Source organism: Hafnia sp. (assembly GCF_036648275.1).
GTDB classification, from domain to species: Bacteria; Pseudomonadota; Gammaproteobacteria; order Enterobacterales; family Enterobacteriaceae; genus Hafnia; species Hafnia alvei.
The window spans coordinates 434,438-451,260 of the sequence record NZ_JAVXIQ010000001.1; the positions used below are offsets into that span (position 1 = coordinate 434,438).

Consider the following 16,823-nt stretch of genomic DNA (forward strand, 5'->3'; position numbering starts at 1 on the left):
TAACGGCTTAATCTTCACCTTAGCGCAGGTGTCAGCGTCTAGCCACTGATATATACTCCAAAATTGTTTCATTGCGTCAATATGAGAAAAGAATGAAGACAGGACTATGGTCAAAATGGGTTTTGCTTGCGACCTGTGTGATGCTGCTCAGCGGCTGTGGGAGCATCATTAGTCGGACTGCGGGGAAAGGGCACGGCTATCAATATTATCCAGGCGTACAGTGGGATCTCCGCGATAGCCCTTGGCGTTATGTCACGGCTTTAGATGTGCCGTTTTCTTTAATTGCCGATACGTTTATGCTGCCGTTTGATGCTAAACATGGCCCTTATAACTGAACATGGCTGAGCATAACTGAACAGATCATTTCGTCTGTAAAAGTCGCTTGCGGCGAAGCAAATTTTCATCGCCGATAAGTCGGTCGATTGCGCTTAATAACAACGTTTTGCGTTCAAGGCTGGTTTCTTGATCGGCAGAGTGGGCTAACGAGTTAATTAACTTACCATAAACAATATCGCCTTCACGCCCGACTAAATCACTGACGGCTTCGCCGATAATTTTAGAAACCTCATTGCGAAATAAATTCTGGGCGACATCGTCAATTAATAAGCTATTCATCAGTCAGTTCCTATACACAAGCCAAGCTACGTCAGGTATTTAAGGATGCACTTGAACAGTGCAAAAAAGTAAAACCTCAAAAGTATAGCCCTGTTTTCAGCCTGCCCACGGTAAAAGAGATTGATGATAATTAGAAAAATGTTAGCAAACATTTTGATCTTTTACACAATGATCTGAAATATTAGTAACTCTTATCAATTAAGACTCTAGGCATATTACCCCAGATCCTTGTAGGTATTTAATTAACCAAATTTTTTCTAAAATTAAGCCCTGTTTTTTATAGGTCTATTTTATTGTCATCAAAAGTATTTTTTGTGCAATAAAACTTTCATCTTCATTCGGTAAAACATCTGCGCCTTCAGAAATAGGCAAAGCATAAAAAATACGTAATTGCAGATAACAATATTGATGGATGAGACAATGAAAAAAAGCGCGTTGGCAATGATGATGACATTGGCGGTTGCTTCTCTGGCAACATCTGTTTCGCAGGCAGCAGAAGTTTACAATAAAGATGGCAACAAGCTGGATATGTATGGTCGAGTGAAGGCTGAACATTACCTTTCTGACAATAATGCGGTTGATGGTGACCAGTCCTATGTGCGCTTCGGATTCAAAGGCGTCACGCAGATTAACGATATGATGCAGGGCTTTGGTCAGTGGGAGTATCAAATTGCTGCCAACCGTGCGGAAAGTGATGGCGCGACAGGAACGAAAACACGTTTAGGTTTTGCAGGACTAAAGTTTAGCGAGTTTGGCTCGTTCGACTATGGACGTAACTACGGCGCGCTCTATGACGTTGAAGCGTGGACGGATATGATCCCCGAGTTTGGCGGTGATAGCTACACCAAAGCTGATAACTTTATGACGGGGCGTAGCACCGGTCTTGCAACCTATCGAAATCGTGATTTCTTTGGTTTGGTTGATGGTTTGAATTTTGCGTTGCAGTATCAAGGTAAAAATGAAAACGATCGTGATATTACCAAACAGAATGGCGATGGTTACTCTTTATCGACAACCTATGAAATCGTTGACGGTATTTCTATCGGTGGCGCGTATGCCTCTTCAGACCGTACTCGTGCGCAGCAGGCATCGGCATTTGGCCACGGCGATAAAGCCGATGCTTGGACCGGTGGCTTAAAATATGACGCTAATAACGTTTACTTGGCTGCTATGTATGCCGAAACACGCAATATGACCCCAATATCAGGGACGTCTGTGATTAATGGGGTTAATACCAGCGTGAAAGGGCTGGCGAATAAAACGCAAAACGTTGAAGTGATTGCACAATATCAATTTGATTTTGGTCTGCGTCCGTCACTGGGATATATCCAATCCAAAGGTAAGGATATTGAGGGCGTGGGCGATGCTGATTTAGTGAAATATATTGATGTGGCAGCCACTTATTACTTCAATAAAAACATGTCGGCGTTTGTAGATTACAAAATAAACCAGCTAAACGACAATAATCCGCTGAATTTGAATACGGATGACGTAGTGGCGTTAGGGTTGGTTTACCAGTTCTAGCTGATGTAGTTTCAAAGAATAACGTTTTTATACCTTGAATAAACCCCGCGTACTGATAGCCAGCACGCGGGGTTTGTTTTAGTGATTGAGTGAGCTAATTTCAATCACGGATGGAGCAGAGTAATAAATCTCTTCTTGGTCGGCATCGGCCTGCTTAACAAATTTCCAACGAATATTGTGGAAAGGTGCCACGCTGCTACGGTGTGCGACGCTTATCAAGGTTGTGTCGGGCAGCATTTGGTTGATCAGTTGATAAACACGCTGTTCGGTTTCTTCATCCAGTGCGCTGGTGGCTTCATCCAGATACAGCACGTCGGGTTTTATCACTAATGCACGGGCAAATGACAAACGCTGTTGCTCACCAGGGGATAGCTGATGAGTCCAGTTAGCGCGAATGTCTAACGCCTGATGCAGATGATGTAAACGGCAGGCTTTTAAAACCTGCTGTAATTCTTCGTCACTATAACCGGCTGAGCTTTGCGGATAGCACAATGCATCGCGCAGCGTACCAATCGGCAAATAGCTGCGTTGAGGCAAGAACAGCACGGTGCATTGGTCTGCCGGAGGTTGTGAAATCTCCCCTTGGCCATAAGGCCAGACGCCCGCAATAGCACGTAGCAACGTTGATTTCCCACAGCCAGAAGGGCCTGTGATCAAGATTTTATCTCCGCGGCGTGCGTGGAGATTGGCATGGCTGAACAGTTCGCGCCCCTGATGCAAGCTCAAGGTGAGATCGCGCGTAACTAATGAATCATCACGGTCGGTGCAGGTCGTGTGGGAAAGGTTATTTGGATGCTGCTCAATTGCCGTTATGGCAGCGTTAAAACCAGCCAGACGGTTTACACAGGCTTTCCACGAGGCCAAATCGGTGAATGCACCAATGAACCAAGACAGGGCACCCTGTACTTGTCCAAACGCAGAAGCAACCTGCATCAATGTGCCGAGCTGAATGGCATTGGAGAAATAGCGCGGTGACGCCACCAGAATAGGGAAAATATTCGCAAACTGATCGTAAAACGTAGAGGCCACATTCAGGCGCTTCGTTAAGCGCATAATCGACCACCAGTTTCCACGGATGTTTTCAAACTGGCCGCTGAGCTGATTTTTTTCCTGTTGTTCACCGTGATACAGCGCAATCGGATCGGCATTGTCACGGATTCGAATCAAACCAAAACGAAAGTTTGCTTCGAAACGTTCTTGATCGAAACTTAATCCCACCAGCGGACGCCCAATCCACCAAATTAAAATTGACCCCATACCGGCATAGAGCAGGGCGAACCACACCATATAACCAGGGATAACAAACTGGTGGTCATTCAACATGAATGAAATGGAACCGCTGACCGTCCATAATATGGCAACAAAGGAAAACAGCGTCACTAGGCTGGAAAGCAAGCCGAGGCTTAAAGAGAGCGTACCGTTGGTGAGCGCGTTCAGATCCTGCGAAATACGCTGATCGGGGTTATCAATGGTCTGTTGAATTTCCGTGTGGTAATAGGCCTGATGTGAAAGCCATTTACTCATATATTTTTCAGTCATCCAACGACGCCAGAGCATCTGTAAGCCCTGAGTCAGATAGATACGATAAATAGCGATAACAATAAAAATAACCGCCAGATAGCTAAAGCGTATTAGCTGCGCTTTAAACACGTCGTAATTACGGTTTTGCAGCGCATCGTAGAAAACACGATTCCATTCGTTAAACAAAACATTGATATACACGCCAGCGAGCGTGAGGGCGATGATCGCAATAAGGCGAGTCCAGGCGCTGACTTTTTCTTCAGAAACCCAATAAGGTTTAATCAATTGCCACACTTCTGACCAGTGTGTTGTTCTGTGAAGAGGTTGCTGCATAAGACGGTATTCCTGATGCAATGGTGACAATAAAAGTGATAAACAAACACAACAAAAAAACTGTTGTCTAGATTGTGACAGACAGCACAATCCCACAAATGTTCAGTTGTAAATGAAGGTGTCAGCACGAAGAGAACAAAAAAACCGCCAGCGGAGGGAGATCCCGCTGGCGGTTCAGGTTGTTTGCTTAGTTTTTGTTAACTTGAGCCTGAAACAGTTCTCTAAACACCGGGTAGATATCATCAGGTTCACGGATATGCTGCATCGCAAAGTTCTCAAACCGCTGTTTGAGCCCTTCGTATTCACGCCATAGCGTCTGATGCGCACGGCGGGTAATTTCAATGTAGCTATAGTAGCGTACCTGTGGCAGCAGCTTATTGGCTAACAACTCAGAGCACAGCGGTGAGTCATCGGCCCAGTTATCACCGTCGGAAGCCTGCGCGGCATAAACGTTCCACTCTGCCGAGTTGTAACGTTCACGTACAATTTCATCCATGAGCTTAAGCGCGCTAGACACAATGGTGCCGCCCGTTTCCTGCGAGTAGAAGAACTCCTGCTCATCAACTTCTTTGGCTTGCGTATGGTGACGGATATACACCACGTCGACGTTTTTGTACGTTCTGCTCAAGAAGAGATAGAGCAGGATGTAAAAACGTTTAGCCATATCCTTTGTGGCTTGATCCATGGAGCCTGAAACGTCCATCAAGCAGAACATCACCGCTTGGCTGGAAGGTTCAGGGCGGCGCTCATAGTTCTTGTAACGCAGATCGAAAGTGTCAATAAATGGAACTCTGTCGATGCGTTGGCGCAGCTCCGCAATTTCTTTACGGATACGCTCTTCCTCCAGCAGCTGTGCCGGTTCACTGTGGCGTAGCTCTTCAAGCACGTTTTCGAGCTCATGCAGTTCACGGCGTTTCCCCGCCGTCATTGCCGTACGGCGCGCCAGAGAATTTTGCAGCGAACGTACTACGCTAATATTGGCGGGCACGCCGTTCGAGGTAAAACCTGACCGATGGGTTTTATACTCGGTCAGCTGTTTGTATTGGTTTTTGCGTAGGTTTGGCAGCGCTAAATCTTCGAATAAAAGATCGAGATATTCATCTTTCGATATCTGGAAGACAAATTCATCTTCACCTTCGCCGTCTTTACTGGCCTCACCTTGACCACTTCCGCCGCCACCTCCACCGCCTTGTGGGCGTTCGATGCGGTCGTTTTGCACAAAGTGATCGTTGCCCGGATGGACACGATGACGCTCGCCGCCGCGTCCCTGATGAAACATCGGTTCACTGATGTCTTCATTGGGAATCGAGACAGACTCACCGCTTTCGACGTCGGTCACCGAACGTTTATTGATGGCGTCGGCGATAGAATGCTTTATTTGCGACTTATAGCGGCGCAAAAAGCGTTGGCGGTTAACCATGCTTTTATTCTTGCCGTTCAATCGCCGATCAATGAAATAGGCCATATTTCCCCCAAACGACGTTACCGTCTGAAATACGCCGTAAATTCCCGTATGCCAACTCGGGTAAACCGCGTCGACTCATGGGCCGACGCGGTTTTGGTTACGCGCATTATGATGATTTTCTTACTCGCAGATACCATTCACACAGCAGGCGAACCTGTTTGCGGGTATAGCCTTTTTCCATCATACGGTCGACAAAATCGTCGTGTTTTTTCTGTTCATCGGTCGAGGTTTTGGCATTGAACGAAATAACTGGCAGCAGTTCCTCGGTATTCGAGAACATTTTCTTCTCGATAACGGTGCGCAGTTTTTCGTAGCTCGTCCAGTTCGGGTTATGTCCGTTGTGATTAGCGCGGGCACGCAGCACGAAGTTAACGATTTCATTACGGAAATCTTTCGGGTTGCTAATGCCTGCCGGTTTTTCAATTTTCTCCAGTTCCGCATTTAAGGATTCGCGATCGAATAGCTGACCGGTTTCAGGATCGCGATATTCTTGATCTTGGATCCAGAAGTCGGCATACGTGACATAGCGGTCAAAGATATTTTGTCCGTACTCAGAATAAGATTCTAAGTAGGCGGTTTGGATTTCTTTGCCGATAAACTCCACGTATTTCGGGATCAGATAACCTTTCAGGTGCTCCAGATATTTCTCTGCAACGTCCTGAGGGAACTGCTCGCGTTCAACTTGTTGTTCCAATACATAGAACAAGTGAACTGGGTTAGCCGCCACTTCGCTATGATCGAAGTTGAAAACGCGCGACAGAATTTTGAACGCGAAACGGGTAGATAGCCCATTCATGCCTTCATCAACGCCGGCATAATCACGATACTCTTGATAGGACTTGGCTTTCGGGTCGGTATCTTTCAGGCTCTCGCCGTCATATACCCGCATTTTTGAATAGATGCTGGAGTTTTCCGGCTCTTTCAGTCGAGACAAAATAGAGAAGCGTGACAGCGTTTCCAGCGTACCCGGCGCGCACGGTGCGTGGTCCAGTTCGCTGTTGCGCAGCAGCTTGTCGTAGATTTTCATCTCTTCAGACACGCGCAGGCAATAAGGCACTTTGACGATGTAAACACGGTCAAGGAAGGCCTCATTATTTTTGTTATTACGGAACGTCACCCATTCCGATTCGTTGGAGTGCGCCAAAATGATGCCGCTGAAAGGCAGGGCGGAAATTCCTTCGGTGCCGTTATAGTTGCCTTCCTGCGTTGCGGTTAGCAACGGATGCAGCACTTTGATTGGCGCCTTAAACATTTCCACGAACTCCATCATCCCTTGGTTTGCGCGGCATAGTGCGCCGGAGTAACCATAGGCATCAGGATCGTTTTGGGCATGATTTTCGAGTTTACGAATATCAACTTTACCCACCAGCGCAGAGATATCTTGGTTATTCTCGTCGCCCGGTTCGGTTTTAGCGATGGCGATCTGTTCCAGAATAGATGGCCATACTTTGACAACTTTAAACTTGGTAATGTCCCCACCAAAATCATGCAGGCGTTTGGCCGCCCACGGTGACATGATGGTGCCGAGATAGCGCGGAGGAATGCCGTATTCTTTATTCAGAATATTGGCATCTTCCTGTGGATTGAACAGGCACAGAGGATGATCGTTAACTGGGCTACGTTCACCGTTGGCGCTGAGAACATAGATTGGCACGCGCTGCATCAACGCTTTCAGGCGTTCCGCCAGTGATGATTTACCACCGCCGACCGGCCCCAGCAGATACAGGATTTGTTTTTTCTCTTCCAGACCTTGCGCGGCATGTTTGAGGTACGCCACGATTTGTTCGATGGCTTCTTCCATGCCATAGAATTCTTCAAAAGCAGGGTAGCGGGCTATGACCCGGTTCGAGAACAAACGCGACATGCGTGATTCAAGCGCGGTGTCGATCATGGCAGGCTCGCCGATAGCCATAAGCAGACGCTCAGCGGCGTTCGCGTAGGCGCTACGATCCTGACGGCAGATAGCAAGGAAATCCTGCAGTGTGAACTCTTCGTCCTTGGCAGCTTCATAACGCTGGCGATAGTGGTCAAATATGTTCATAGCGATGCCCGTCCTGATAAAATGGTTGGGAACAAAAAAAGTAACAGTCTTCATTTTGGGGGTTAAAATTTTGAAACTGTTACCATATTGTTATGAGCGGCTTTCATCAGTTGGTCAAGTTACCAGCAGGTAAGATCGGTATAAAATTTATCGGTATGATGAAAAGCATTTAGATATAAATGCTGAGGAAGAGTGCTGTAAAAGCGATAAATCTACGGTTTATGCTAAAAAGTACATGGCTCTGCCAATATTTTCGACGAATTCACTACAACAAATATTTATTAAAGGTATTTGTACAACGAACGATATCGTGACCTAAGCGTAAAAAATAGTGATGTTTCGGCGCAGCCTGTTCGACAGATGTAAAGATTCCGAAACTGCCTAGAAAATTGTAAAAAATCGACTTAAAACAAGTTTTTGGTCTACAATCAGCGCGTTGTTTATAGACAATTTAGTTAGGGACAAACCATAAACGTGAAAACTTTAAAATTAACTACGCTAGGGCTGCTCGTGTTGGCTGCTACAAGTGCCGCTCAGGCCGGAACGTGGTCTTTGGGGGCTTCTGCGTTAGTCAGCCCAGACCCTTATCGCGGTAATAACGATCGCGTATATCCTGTTCCGATCATCAACTATGAAGGTGATGATTTTTACTTTCGCAGCCTGACCGCCGGTTATTACCTGTGGAAAGATGAACAGAACCAACTGAGCGTGATGGCTTTTTATAACCCATTACACTTCAAGGCGAGCGATAGCGACGATCGTCACATGAAGCAGTTGAGCAACCGTCACTCCACCGTGATGGCGGGGGTTTCTTACACCCACAAAGAAGATTGGGGCTCCATTCGTACCTCATTCGCCGGCGATATTTTGGATAACAGCAACGGCCTGATCGCCGATGCGGCTTATTTGTTCCCAATTACAGCCGGAGACTGGTCATTTACACCAGGCGCGGGCGTGACGTGGAACAGCTCTAACCAAAATGATTACTACTTTGGCGTGAGCGGCAGCGAATCAAACCGCAGTGGCTACAAGCGCTATAGCGCAAGCGACAGCTGGAATCCGTATGTTGAGCTAACGGCTCGCTACCAGATTAATAGCAGCTGGAATGCGTTCTTCACCGGGCGTTATATCCGCCTGAGCGATGAAGTGAAAGATAGCCCAATGATTGATAAGAACTACACTGGCTTGCTGTGGACGGGTGTGACTTACACCTTCTAAGCGTTGGCTGGGTTGTTGAAAATGAGGGACGCATAGGCGTCCCTTTTTTATACGCTTAAATTAGCGCTAAGCGGCAATGCGGAGGTTAGCGCAGAGGGCGCGCACGCAGCGTCACGGAAAGTCGTGACGGGGTATTCGCTGAGGTTTTCATCGGGCTAGTGACATGCGCAGTTTCAACACAAACCATGGTTTTGTAACCATCGTTAGGCATATCGGCCATGCTCACAGAAAGCTCAGACCACGGGTTCCATGCCACGACATCTGTATTGTTATGGTGATGTACTTCAATCACGCGCTGTAACGCTTTGTCCGTGATGACGCTAAATGGCTCAGGCTTGGTATAGATACGGTCGGTACGCGTTGCAAAGGTCAAATTACCCTGCTGTTCGCCGGTGCCTGGATTGACTTTATCAATGTATGGCGAGCCTAAACCGCTAACGTCAATCTGGGTGATATCACCGATATTGAAATAGGTATGAAGCGCGGCGGCGTATTCGTATTCACCGTGAGACTCCAATTCCATTTCGCATACTTCGCCGAGCTTGAATCGTGCAATCAGGCAGAAGTCATGCGGCCAATGTTTTTTGCTTTCAGCGCTTTGTTCAAGAGTGAACGTTAAGATCACGCCGCTTTCATCTTCATCATGCGCGGTGAGTGTCCAAGGCAGGTTACGGGCAAAACCGTGCGCTGGCTGACCAGCTGGCCCAAACCAAGGCCAGCAGATAGGAATACCACCGCGAATCGCTACGCCGTTTTTGAACGCGGTTTCGCTGCTCAACCACAGTACAGGTTTCTCGCCAGAAGGCTGCCAAGTGAGTAAATGCGCGCCTTGCAGGGTGACAGCAGCGCGAACTTTGGGATGATTAACTACGACAACAGGAAGTTCGTCGATTTGGCGTTGAGAAATGTACGGAGTGATTTGTTCTTGAACGGGCAGGGTGAAGATTTTTTCAGACAAATTTTGTTGTGACATCAGATTGGCCTTCATATGCTAGGTGCAAAAAACCAAAAAAAAGGGCGACATAAATGTCGCCCTCTCATCAACTTCTCATCGCTAAATTATTTAGAGATGTGAGCGATCAGATCCAGAACTTTGTTTGAGTAGCCAGTTTCGTTATCGTACCAAGAAACCAGTTTCACAAAGTTGTCGTTCAGCGCGATACCAGCTTTAGCATCGAATACTGAAGTGCAAACTTCGCCGTTGAAGTCAGTAGAAACTACGTCATCTTCGGTGTAACCCAGTACGCCTTTCAGCTCGCCTTCAGACGCAGCTTTCATTGCAGCACAGATTTCTTTGTAAGTTGCTTTTTTCTCGATACGAGCAGTCAGGTCAACAACAGAAACGTTAGGGGTAGGAACGCGGAACGCCATACCAGTCAGTTTGCCGTTCAGTTCTGGGATTACTTTACCTACAGCTTTAGCAGCACCGGTAGATGAAGGAATGATGTTCTGGGATGCGCCGCGGCCGCCGCGCCAGTCTTTGTGAGACGGGCCATCAACGGTTTTCTGAGTTGCGGTAGTCGCATGAACGGTAGTCATCAGTGCTTCAACGATACCGAACTTGTCGTTCAGAACTTTAGCCAGTGGAGCCAGGCAGTTAGTGGTGCAAGATGCGTTAGAAACGATATCTTGGCCAGCATAAGTCTTATCGTTAACACCCATTACGAACATTGGGGTGTTGTCTTTAGAAGGACCAGTCAGAACGACTTTCTTAGCACCAGCAGCGATGTGCTTACGTGCAGTTTCGTCAGTCAGGAACAGACCAGTTGCTTCAGCAACAACGTCAACGTTGACTTCGTTCCATTTCAGGTTAGCCGGATCACGTTCTGCGGTAACACGGATTGTTTTGCCGTTAACGACCAGGTGGCCATCTTTAACTTCAACAGTGCCGTTGAAACGACCGTGAGTAGAGTCGTACTTCAGCATGTAAGCCATATACTCAGCGTCTAACAGGTCGTTGATTGCAACGATTTCGATGTCAGAACGTTCTTGAGCAGCACGGAAAACAATACGGCCGATACGGCCAAAACCGTTGATACCTACTTTGATAGTCATATATTCCACCAGCTATTGGTTAGTGAATAAAAGGTTGCTTGTAAAATTACAAAAACCTTATAAAGCGTCAAGCGGAATCGTGTCAATTATTGCTGTAAATCAAAGCGAAGCCTTGGCTGAGCACATATCACACGCTTCCATTTAACACTCTGTTTCGGATTATACATGGGGGCAGTCATCTGAGTCTCAAGCCATCTCGACTTTCATTTGTGATGCTCATCACAAAAATGAGGCCGCCGCCGATTCGCTAAACAGTTTAGACCAAATTTGGCTGAACCGTTGTTAACTGTTTGTTATAATTAATCGCCAAAAAAAGTGATCAATGATAACCAAAAACAACTCTTCGAGAACGCACAAATGGCTAAAGACGATTTCTCTGCACAACACCCGAATGACTTAACTGAAATGCAACGCTACGTCACACAACAGCGGGGCACTGAACCGCCTTTTAGCGGTAAACTGTTACACAATAAACAAGAAGGCATTTATCACTGCCTGTGTTGTAACAGTCCACTGTTCTACTCAAACAGCAAATACGATTCTGGCTGCGGCTGGCCTAGCTTCTACCAGCCCGTTAGCGCGGAGGCTATCCGCTACCTTGAAGACAACTCACACGGCATGCAGCGTACTGAAATTCGCTGCGCTCACTGTGATGCGCATCTTGGCCATGTTTTCCCTGATGGACCACAGCCTACCGGCGACCGCTATTGCGTAAACTCTGCATCGCTTAGCTTCACCGATGAAGACTCCGGTAAACAGACTCAGGGCTAACAACAAACTCTTTTCTATGTGCTTATTATAGCGCAGAAGAAACGATTCAGCAAAGTGCATATTAAGCGAGGTTTAAAATGGAACTTGACGATTTGCTGTCGGCGATGACGCCAGAAATTTATCAACGCTTGGCAACTGCGGTCGAACTCGGCAAATGGCCTGACGGCGTGAGTTTGACGCCAGAGCAAAAAGAAAACAGCCTGCAAATGGTGATGCTATGGCAGTCGCGCCATAACACCGATCCTCAGCACATGAGCATCAACACGCAGGGGCAAATTGAAATGAAAAGTAAGCAGGACTTTAAGAAAGGCTTTGAGCGCGATGCCATTATTCGCTTAAAGCCCGAAGCATAAATTTTTATTTGTATCACTTTTGCGCGCACAGCCTTGGATTGCATAGTGCGGCGATGCGAAGACGATAGGGCGGTGGTGTTGAATAAACTCCCGCCCCGAGCACATAAGCATAAAAACGTTTTAGAATTTGACGTCGCTTAACGTCATTAACGTTGCGCCAAGGGTTTGCATCTGCTGGAGCGCAATCTTGCTGTCTTCGGGTTTGATATTGACGCCACGGCAACCGTCGGTAATCACCACTACGCGATAACCCAGATGCAGCGCATCCATCACAGAGTATTTTACGCAGTAATCTGTGGCTAGCCCCATCATATAGAGCGTGTTGATTTGATGCCTTTGCAGCCAGTGATGCAACTCAGTTGAGGCTCTGCGACCATTGTCAAAAAAAGCACTGTAGCTATCGATAGAGGCGTCGGTGCCTTTATGTACGATGTGATCGAAATGGGCGGCATTCAGCAACGGATGAAACTCAGCGCCTTCGGAACCTTGAATACAGTGATCGGGCCACCAAATTTGTTCTAAGCCTGCCAGCTCGCCCATCTCACCGATTTTTCCCCCAGACTGGCTAGCAAAACTACCGTGATGCGCGGGATGCCAATCTTGAGTCGCAATAACCGGCACGCTGTTTTGCTGTGCCTGTTTAATCGCATCCAAAGCGATAGGAATTACCCGATCGCCTTCGGAGACTGCCAGTGCGCCCTGCGGGCAAAAGTCATTCTGTAAATCGATAAGCAATAATGCGGCTGACATTGGCAGTTCCTTTTTTTAATTTTTCTTAGTCGGTGATGCTCAACTCTCCGCGAAGATCCTGTTTCATCAATTCGCGAATTTGCTCAGGGCTGAGATTTTGGCACAACAGATAGTGCAGTTTTGTTAGCGCTGCTTCAACCGTCATGTCGAAACCGCTGATTACGCCCGCATGCGCCAGCGCATTTCCCGTGGCGTAACCTTCCATATTAACGCGGCCTGAAATGCATTGGGTCAGGTTAACCACCACGATCCCACGATCTGAGGCTTCCTGCAATTCGGCTAGTAAATCTGCTTTTTGCGGAGCGTTGCCAACGCCGTAAGAACGCAAGATCAGAGCCTTGACCGGTTGGCGCAAGAAGTTACGCACGACATCGGCTGAAATGCCTGGGTAAATCGTCACCACACCAATCGGTTGCGGCGTAATTTGATGAACCTTGAGCGGCGCATTATGCAACTGAGTCATCAGTGGCGCGATACGACGGATATTAATTCCGACCTCAAGCAACATCGGGTAGTTAGGTGACGCAAAAGCATCAAAACCGTCGGCGTGCGCTTTAGTGGTGCGGTTGCCGCGAAACAGTTTGTTGTTGAAGAACAGCGAAACTTCGTTAATCGGATAGTTGGCGGCTAGATATAGCGCATTGAGCAAATTGATTTGCCCATCTGAGCGTAGCTCAGCCAACGGGATCTGAGATCCAGTAACGATGACCGGCTTCGCGAGGTTTTCGAGCATAAACGACAGGGCAGAAGCGGTGAACGCCATGGTGTCGGTGCCATGCAGGATCACGAAACCATCATATTTGTCGTAGTTGGCTTCAATGTCATTCGCAATGTGCTGCCAGTCTTCCGGCGTCATATCCGAGGAATCGATCAACGGCTCGTAGGCATGAAGCGTGAAGTCAGGCATTTCAGGACGATGGAACTCTGGCATCAAGGCCAATTGGCGCTGCAAGTGGCCCGAAACAGGAATGTAGCCATTCTCTGAACGCTGCATGCCGATGGTACCGCCGGTGTAGGCTACGTAAATGGATTTCTTCTGCATGGCTTAGGATTCTGTGTGGCGAGATTTTCGCGGTGGATTAAGCGCAATGGCCTAGAGATGGAGTGGATTATAGGGCGAACGCCAAATAAAAAAAGCCCACCAAGCCGATAAACCAGAATAATGGCTTAATCAATTTGGTGGGCCCGCATTTTAGTTCTCTATTTTTACTTCACATCACCGCAGCTCATGCACAGCGCATAGCGATTTTGTGGATCGTTCAAGGTGGACATCCAGTCGGTTTTATCTTTCAGCAGCGCAGAAATACGCACTAAAGACTCCGGCAGCATGGCACGTACGGCGGAAGGTAACGCCGCTTGCACCGAACCGGTTAACTGACCTAACACCATCTGTCCAAAGCTTGGATCTTCAACAAACCAGTTCAGTTGGTAAGTTTTCAGCTTGGCAAGCTCTGCCGCTTTGGTGACTGCGTCGTCGAAATCACCCAGTTGATCGACTAAGCCGTTCTTCTTCGCATCAGTACCCAACCACACGCGGCCCTGAGCGATAGCATCTACCTGCTCTGGGGTTTTGTTACGCGCTTTGGCTACCAGCGTGATGAAGTTTTTATAGCCGTTCTCGATGTTGATTTGCATCATCTGCGAGAAAGCTTCAGGCAGCGCTTTGGTTACCGTGAGGTCAGCCAATGGTGATGTCGCCACGCCGTCGGTATGAACGCCAATGCTATCGAGCGTATTTTCGAAGGTGTTAATCACACCGAAAATACCGATAGAACCGGTTAACGTGCTTGGGCTTGCGACGATGTAGTTAGCCGGAGTGGAGATCCAGTAACCGCCAGAAGCGGCAAGGCCTCCCATGGAAACGACTATTGGTTTGCCCGCAGCGCGTGCAGCAGCCAGTTCAGAACGAATGACCTCAGAGGCAGAAACGCTGCCGCCAGGGCTGTTTACGCGTAGAACAATGGCTTTAATCTTAGGATTTAAACGCGCATCGCGGATCTGGTTCGCAGTGGTATCGCCACCTACGTTACCCGGTGTTGCTTCGCCATCCATAATGGCACCATCGGCAAAGATAACGGCGATTTCGCTCCCGCTTTTCTTCTCCGCCGGTGGGGTATAGTCATACATGCTGATGGCGCTGAAATCTTTGGTGGTTTTATTCCAGCCAAAGGCTTTGGTAAACAGATTTTCGACGTCTGAACGCGAAGCCAAACCATCGACCAGTTTATTGTCTAGCGCATATTTAGCGGTATCACCACCTACCGCCTGTAGGCCTTTCAATACGCCTTCTGCGCCAGGGAACAGTTGTTCCGCAGTGATCTGACGGTTTGCGGCAACGGTTGCGACGTAGTTGTTCCACATACCGCTAAGCCACTCATTATCCGCATCGCGTGCCGCAGGTGACATATCGTCGCGGATCATCGGCTCAACGGCAGATTTATACGTTCCAACGCGGAAAATATGCGTGCTGACCTTAAGTTTATCGAGCAAGGTTTTGTAGTAAAGGTTATTGGTGGCCATGCCGTGCAGATCGACTACGCCTTGCGGTGACAGATAGATTTTGTTGGCATAGCTCGCCAAATAGTACTGCGCTTGGCTATAGCTATCGGCAGTGGCAAAGATAGGTTTACCGCTGTCACGGAACTCACGCAGCGCTTTACCCATATATTGCAGCGAAGGTTGATCCGCACCGGCAAAATCATTAAGCGATAGCACCATGCCGGTGATATTTGGGTCGGTTTTGGCCTGGCGGATCATATCCACCACGTCAAACAGCGAGTTTTCCTGTAGCCGATTGCTACTCGCGCCCAGCAATTCTCTGCCTATCTGGCTAAATTTGTTGCTGATGGCAGGATTGTCGACCACGACGCCGGTCAGGTTAACCAGCAGGGCGCCTTTAACCGGCTCGACGGGTTTGGTTTGCATCTGGAAGTAAATTCCCACACAAACCAAAATCAGTAGGATCAGGAATACGTTCAAAATAAACTCGCGGATAAAATTCAGTATTCGCCAAGTCCATCGAAATACGCCTGAAATGCATCTCCACAAAAAGTGCATGTGCTCTCCATATAAAATTGGGTTGTCTTATGTTTTGCTTATAACTAATGCTGGCTGCTTAAGCTTGATTTTAGGGGGAGCACACCGATGGGGTCGTAGCGGCGTAAGCCGCCGGAGCGCCCCGCGGTGTGGTAGACCCGTGTATCTCGATCTCTTAAACGACCGGTATTATGTCTTTGACCGTATTTTTTTTAAGAATATCAGTTTTTAAAAACATCAGCATTTTGCGATTCTCGCACTATGCCAGAGTTAGGGTTGTCGTGCCGTATTTTACTGTAACAAGCATAAATGGTTCTTATAGCTTTTGCTTTTCATATGGGTGAGCGCTGATAGCGCAGCTCATGATGCAAAAACGATAATGTCTAGGTTAACAAATCGTGATAATGTTGATAACAATTATCAATTGGAAACAGCATAATTTCGGAGATCGTTATGGATGCGCTGGAAATATTATTACAACGCCGTTCAGCTTCACGTTTGACCGCACCGGCGCCTACCGGTGATGCGTTAGAAGCCATTTATCAAGCGGGTTTACGTGCGCCAGACCACGGAACATTGCAGCCGTGGCGCTTTATCACTGTTGAAGGTGAAGGTCAGGTGCGTTTAAGCGCGTTATTACATGGCATTGCCGTGGAAGAACAATTAGATGAAAAGGGCATTGAAAAAGCGAAAAATGCCCCGTTCCGTGCGCCGTTGATTATTACCGTCGTAGCTCACTGTAATACGGAAACTAAGGTCCCACATTGGGAGCAGGTGGCATCAGCCTGTTGTGCCGTTATGGCCATGCAGATGGCGGCGCAGGCGCAAGGATTTAACGGTATTTGGCGTACCGGAAAGTGGACGAGCGATGAGAAAGTTCGTGCGGCCTTTGGCTGCCGCGAACAAGATGAAATCGTTGGATTTCTGTATCTCGGAACGCCACAGCTGAAGTCTCCGCGTGTAGCACCACTCGACAGTAGCCAATTCGTCAGCGCATTTTAAACGACTGTCATTTTCACTCTGCCGCGCAGCGAATGGCTCGCCGCAGAGTGAACGTTATCTTGCGATACCCACCAAAAAATCTTAAGCAGAAAACTATTTTGCTGGTTTACTGTGCAATCACGCGATTTATTCCACAGAT

General features: G+C 47.7%; 15 protein-coding genes. 6 read left to right on the forward strand and 9 right to left on the reverse strand.

The genetic code is table 11. The features are described 5' to 3' along the window. Positions 1-92 precede the first annotated feature (92 nt). Complete coding sequence (locus tag RSC70_RS02200) at positions 93-335, forward strand: YceK/YidQ family lipoprotein (RefSeq protein ID WP_063587264.1); 243 nt, start codon at positions 93-95, stop codon at positions 333-335. Positions 336-360: 25 nt separating this feature from the next. Here the strand turns inward: RSC70_RS02200 and RSC70_RS02205 are convergent, their stop codons facing one another. Further along, positions 361-615: a hypothetical protein gene (locus RSC70_RS02205; protein WP_040045089.1), complete on the reverse strand. Its 255-nt coding sequence runs from the start codon at positions 613-615 to the stop codon at positions 361-363. A 420-nt stretch (positions 616-1,035) separates the two neighbouring features. Here RSC70_RS02205 and ompC point away from each other — a divergent pair, with 420 nt between their 5' ends. Beyond that, the gene (ompC, locus tag RSC70_RS02210) at positions 1,036-2,139 is read left to right on the forward strand and encodes a porin OmpC (RefSeq protein ID WP_025802016.1); all 1,104 of its coding nucleotides are present in this window, start codon (positions 1,036-1,038) and stop codon (positions 2,137-2,139) included. Positions 2,140-2,217: 78 nt separating this feature from the next. On the opposite strand, the gene RSC70_RS02215 is transcribed toward ompC, so the two are convergent. The 3 genes from RSC70_RS02215 to RSC70_RS02225 all read right to left on the reverse strand — a co-directional run bounded on the left by RSC70_RS02215 (position 2,218) and on the right by RSC70_RS02225 (position 7,499). Next, positions 2,218-3,993 carry an ABC transporter ATP-binding protein/permease gene (locus tag RSC70_RS02215; protein ID WP_332541515.1) on the reverse strand — a complete coding sequence of 592 codons (1,776 nt, stop codon included), beginning with the start codon at positions 3,991-3,993 and terminating at the stop codon, positions 2,218-2,220. A gap of 187 nt (positions 3,994-4,180) precedes the next feature. Beyond that, positions 4,181-5,458: a YeaH/YhbH family protein gene (locus tag RSC70_RS02220; protein WP_040045087.1), complete on the reverse strand. Its 1,278-nt coding sequence runs from the start codon at positions 5,456-5,458 to the stop codon at positions 4,181-4,183. A 106-nt stretch (positions 5,459-5,564) separates the two neighbouring features. Then, the gene (locus RSC70_RS02225) at positions 5,565-7,499 is read right to left on the reverse strand and encodes a PrkA family serine protein kinase (protein ID WP_025802022.1); all 1,935 of its coding nucleotides are present in this window, start codon (positions 7,497-7,499) and stop codon (positions 5,565-5,567) included. A 474-nt stretch (positions 7,500-7,973) separates the two neighbouring features. Between RSC70_RS02225 and RSC70_RS02230 the strand changes: the two genes are divergently transcribed. Then, positions 7,974-8,717 (forward strand): MipA/OmpV family protein, encoded by a 744-nt coding sequence (locus tag RSC70_RS02230; RefSeq protein WP_432707126.1) that lies wholly within the window; start codon positions 7,974-7,976, stop codon positions 8,715-8,717. An 85-nt stretch (positions 8,718-8,802) separates the two neighbouring features. On the opposite strand, the gene RSC70_RS02235 is transcribed toward RSC70_RS02230, so the two are convergent. After that, on the reverse strand, positions 8,803-9,675 hold the full coding sequence (locus tag RSC70_RS02235) for a D-hexose-6-phosphate mutarotase (protein WP_282814749.1): 873 nt from the start codon (positions 9,673-9,675) through the stop codon (positions 8,803-8,805). Positions 9,676-9,776: 101 nt separating this feature from the next. Beyond that, entirely contained in the window at positions 9,777-10,772 is a 996-nt protein-coding gene (gene gapA / locus RSC70_RS02240) for a glyceraldehyde-3-phosphate dehydrogenase (protein WP_038502170.1), read from the reverse strand. Positions 10,773-11,129: 357 nt separating this feature from the next. Between gapA and msrB the strand changes: the two genes are divergently transcribed. Together msrB and RSC70_RS02250 are read left to right on the forward strand one after the other, a co-directional pair. Continuing rightward, positions 11,130-11,543, forward strand: coding sequence for a peptide-methionine (R)-S-oxide reductase MsrB (gene msrB, locus RSC70_RS02245; RefSeq protein ID WP_025802027.1), 414 nt, complete (start codon positions 11,130-11,132; stop codon positions 11,541-11,543). Positions 11,544-11,620: 77 nt separating this feature from the next. Beyond that, positions 11,621-11,896, forward strand: a complete 276-nt coding sequence (locus RSC70_RS02250) for a YeaC family protein (protein WP_072307547.1) — start codon at positions 11,621-11,623, stop codon at positions 11,894-11,896. Between the two features lie 120 nt (positions 11,897-12,016). On the opposite strand, the gene pncA is transcribed toward RSC70_RS02250, so the two are convergent. From pncA to sppA, 3 genes are all read right to left on the reverse strand, one after another. After that, the gene (gene pncA / locus RSC70_RS02255) at positions 12,017-12,646 is read right to left on the reverse strand and encodes a bifunctional nicotinamidase/pyrazinamidase (protein WP_282808080.1); all 630 of its coding nucleotides are present in this window, start codon (positions 12,644-12,646) and stop codon (positions 12,017-12,019) included. A gap of 25 nt (positions 12,647-12,671) precedes the next feature. Then, a complete protein-coding gene (ansA, locus tag RSC70_RS02260; protein ID WP_040045081.1) occupies positions 12,672-13,688 on the reverse strand; it encodes an asparaginase in 1,017 nt (338 codons plus the stop codon). Between the two features lie 164 nt (positions 13,689-13,852). Continuing rightward, entirely contained in the window at positions 13,853-15,703 is a 1,851-nt protein-coding gene (gene sppA / locus RSC70_RS02265) for a signal peptide peptidase SppA (protein WP_040045080.1), read from the reverse strand. A gap of 432 nt (positions 15,704-16,135) precedes the next feature. On the opposite strand from sppA, the gene RSC70_RS02270 reads away from it, so the two are divergent. Continuing rightward, positions 16,136-16,684, forward strand: coding sequence for an NAD(P)H nitroreductase (locus RSC70_RS02270; protein WP_332541518.1), 549 nt, complete (start codon positions 16,136-16,138; stop codon positions 16,682-16,684). The last annotated feature ends 139 nt before the right edge of the window (positions 16,685-16,823 follow it).

Coding starts and splice junctions, on each gene's coding strand:
- RSC70_RS02200 (WP_063587264.1), top strand. CDS start 93: ATGAAGACAGGACTATGGTCAAAATGGGTTTTGCTTGCGACCTGTGTG.
- RSC70_RS02205 (WP_040045089.1), bottom strand. CDS start 615: ATGAATAGCTTATTAATTGACGATGTCGCCCAGAATTTATTTCGCAAT.
- ompC (WP_025802016.1), top strand. CDS start 1,036: ATGAAAAAAAGCGCGTTGGCAATGATGATGACATTGGCGGTTGCTTCT.
- RSC70_RS02215 (WP_332541515.1), bottom strand. CDS start 3,993: ATGCAGCAACCTCTTCACAGAACAACACACTGGTCAGAAGTGTGGCAA.
- RSC70_RS02220 (WP_040045087.1), bottom strand. CDS start 5,458: ATGGCCTATTTCATTGATCGGCGATTGAACGGCAAGAATAAAAGCATG.
- RSC70_RS02225 (WP_025802022.1), bottom strand. CDS start 7,499: ATGAACATATTTGACCACTATCGCCAGCGTTATGAAGCTGCCAAGGAC.
- gapA (WP_038502170.1), bottom strand. CDS start 10,772: ATGACTATCAAAGTAGGTATCAACGGTTTTGGCCGTATCGGCCGTATT.
- msrB (WP_025802027.1), top strand. CDS start 11,130: ATGGCTAAAGACGATTTCTCTGCACAACACCCGAATGACTTAACTGAA.
- RSC70_RS02250 (WP_072307547.1), top strand. CDS start 11,621: ATGGAACTTGACGATTTGCTGTCGGCGATGACGCCAGAAATTTATCAA.
- pncA (WP_282808080.1), bottom strand. CDS start 12,646: ATGTCAGCCGCATTATTGCTTATCGATTTACAGAATGACTTTTGCCCG.
- ansA (WP_040045081.1), bottom strand. CDS start 13,688: ATGCAGAAGAAATCCATTTACGTAGCCTACACCGGCGGTACCATCGGC.
- sppA (WP_040045080.1), bottom strand. CDS start 15,703: ATGCACTTTTTGTGGAGATGCATTTCAGGCGTATTTCGATGGACTTGG.
- RSC70_RS02270 (WP_332541518.1), top strand. CDS start 16,136: ATGGATGCGCTGGAAATATTATTACAACGCCGTTCAGCTTCACGTTTG.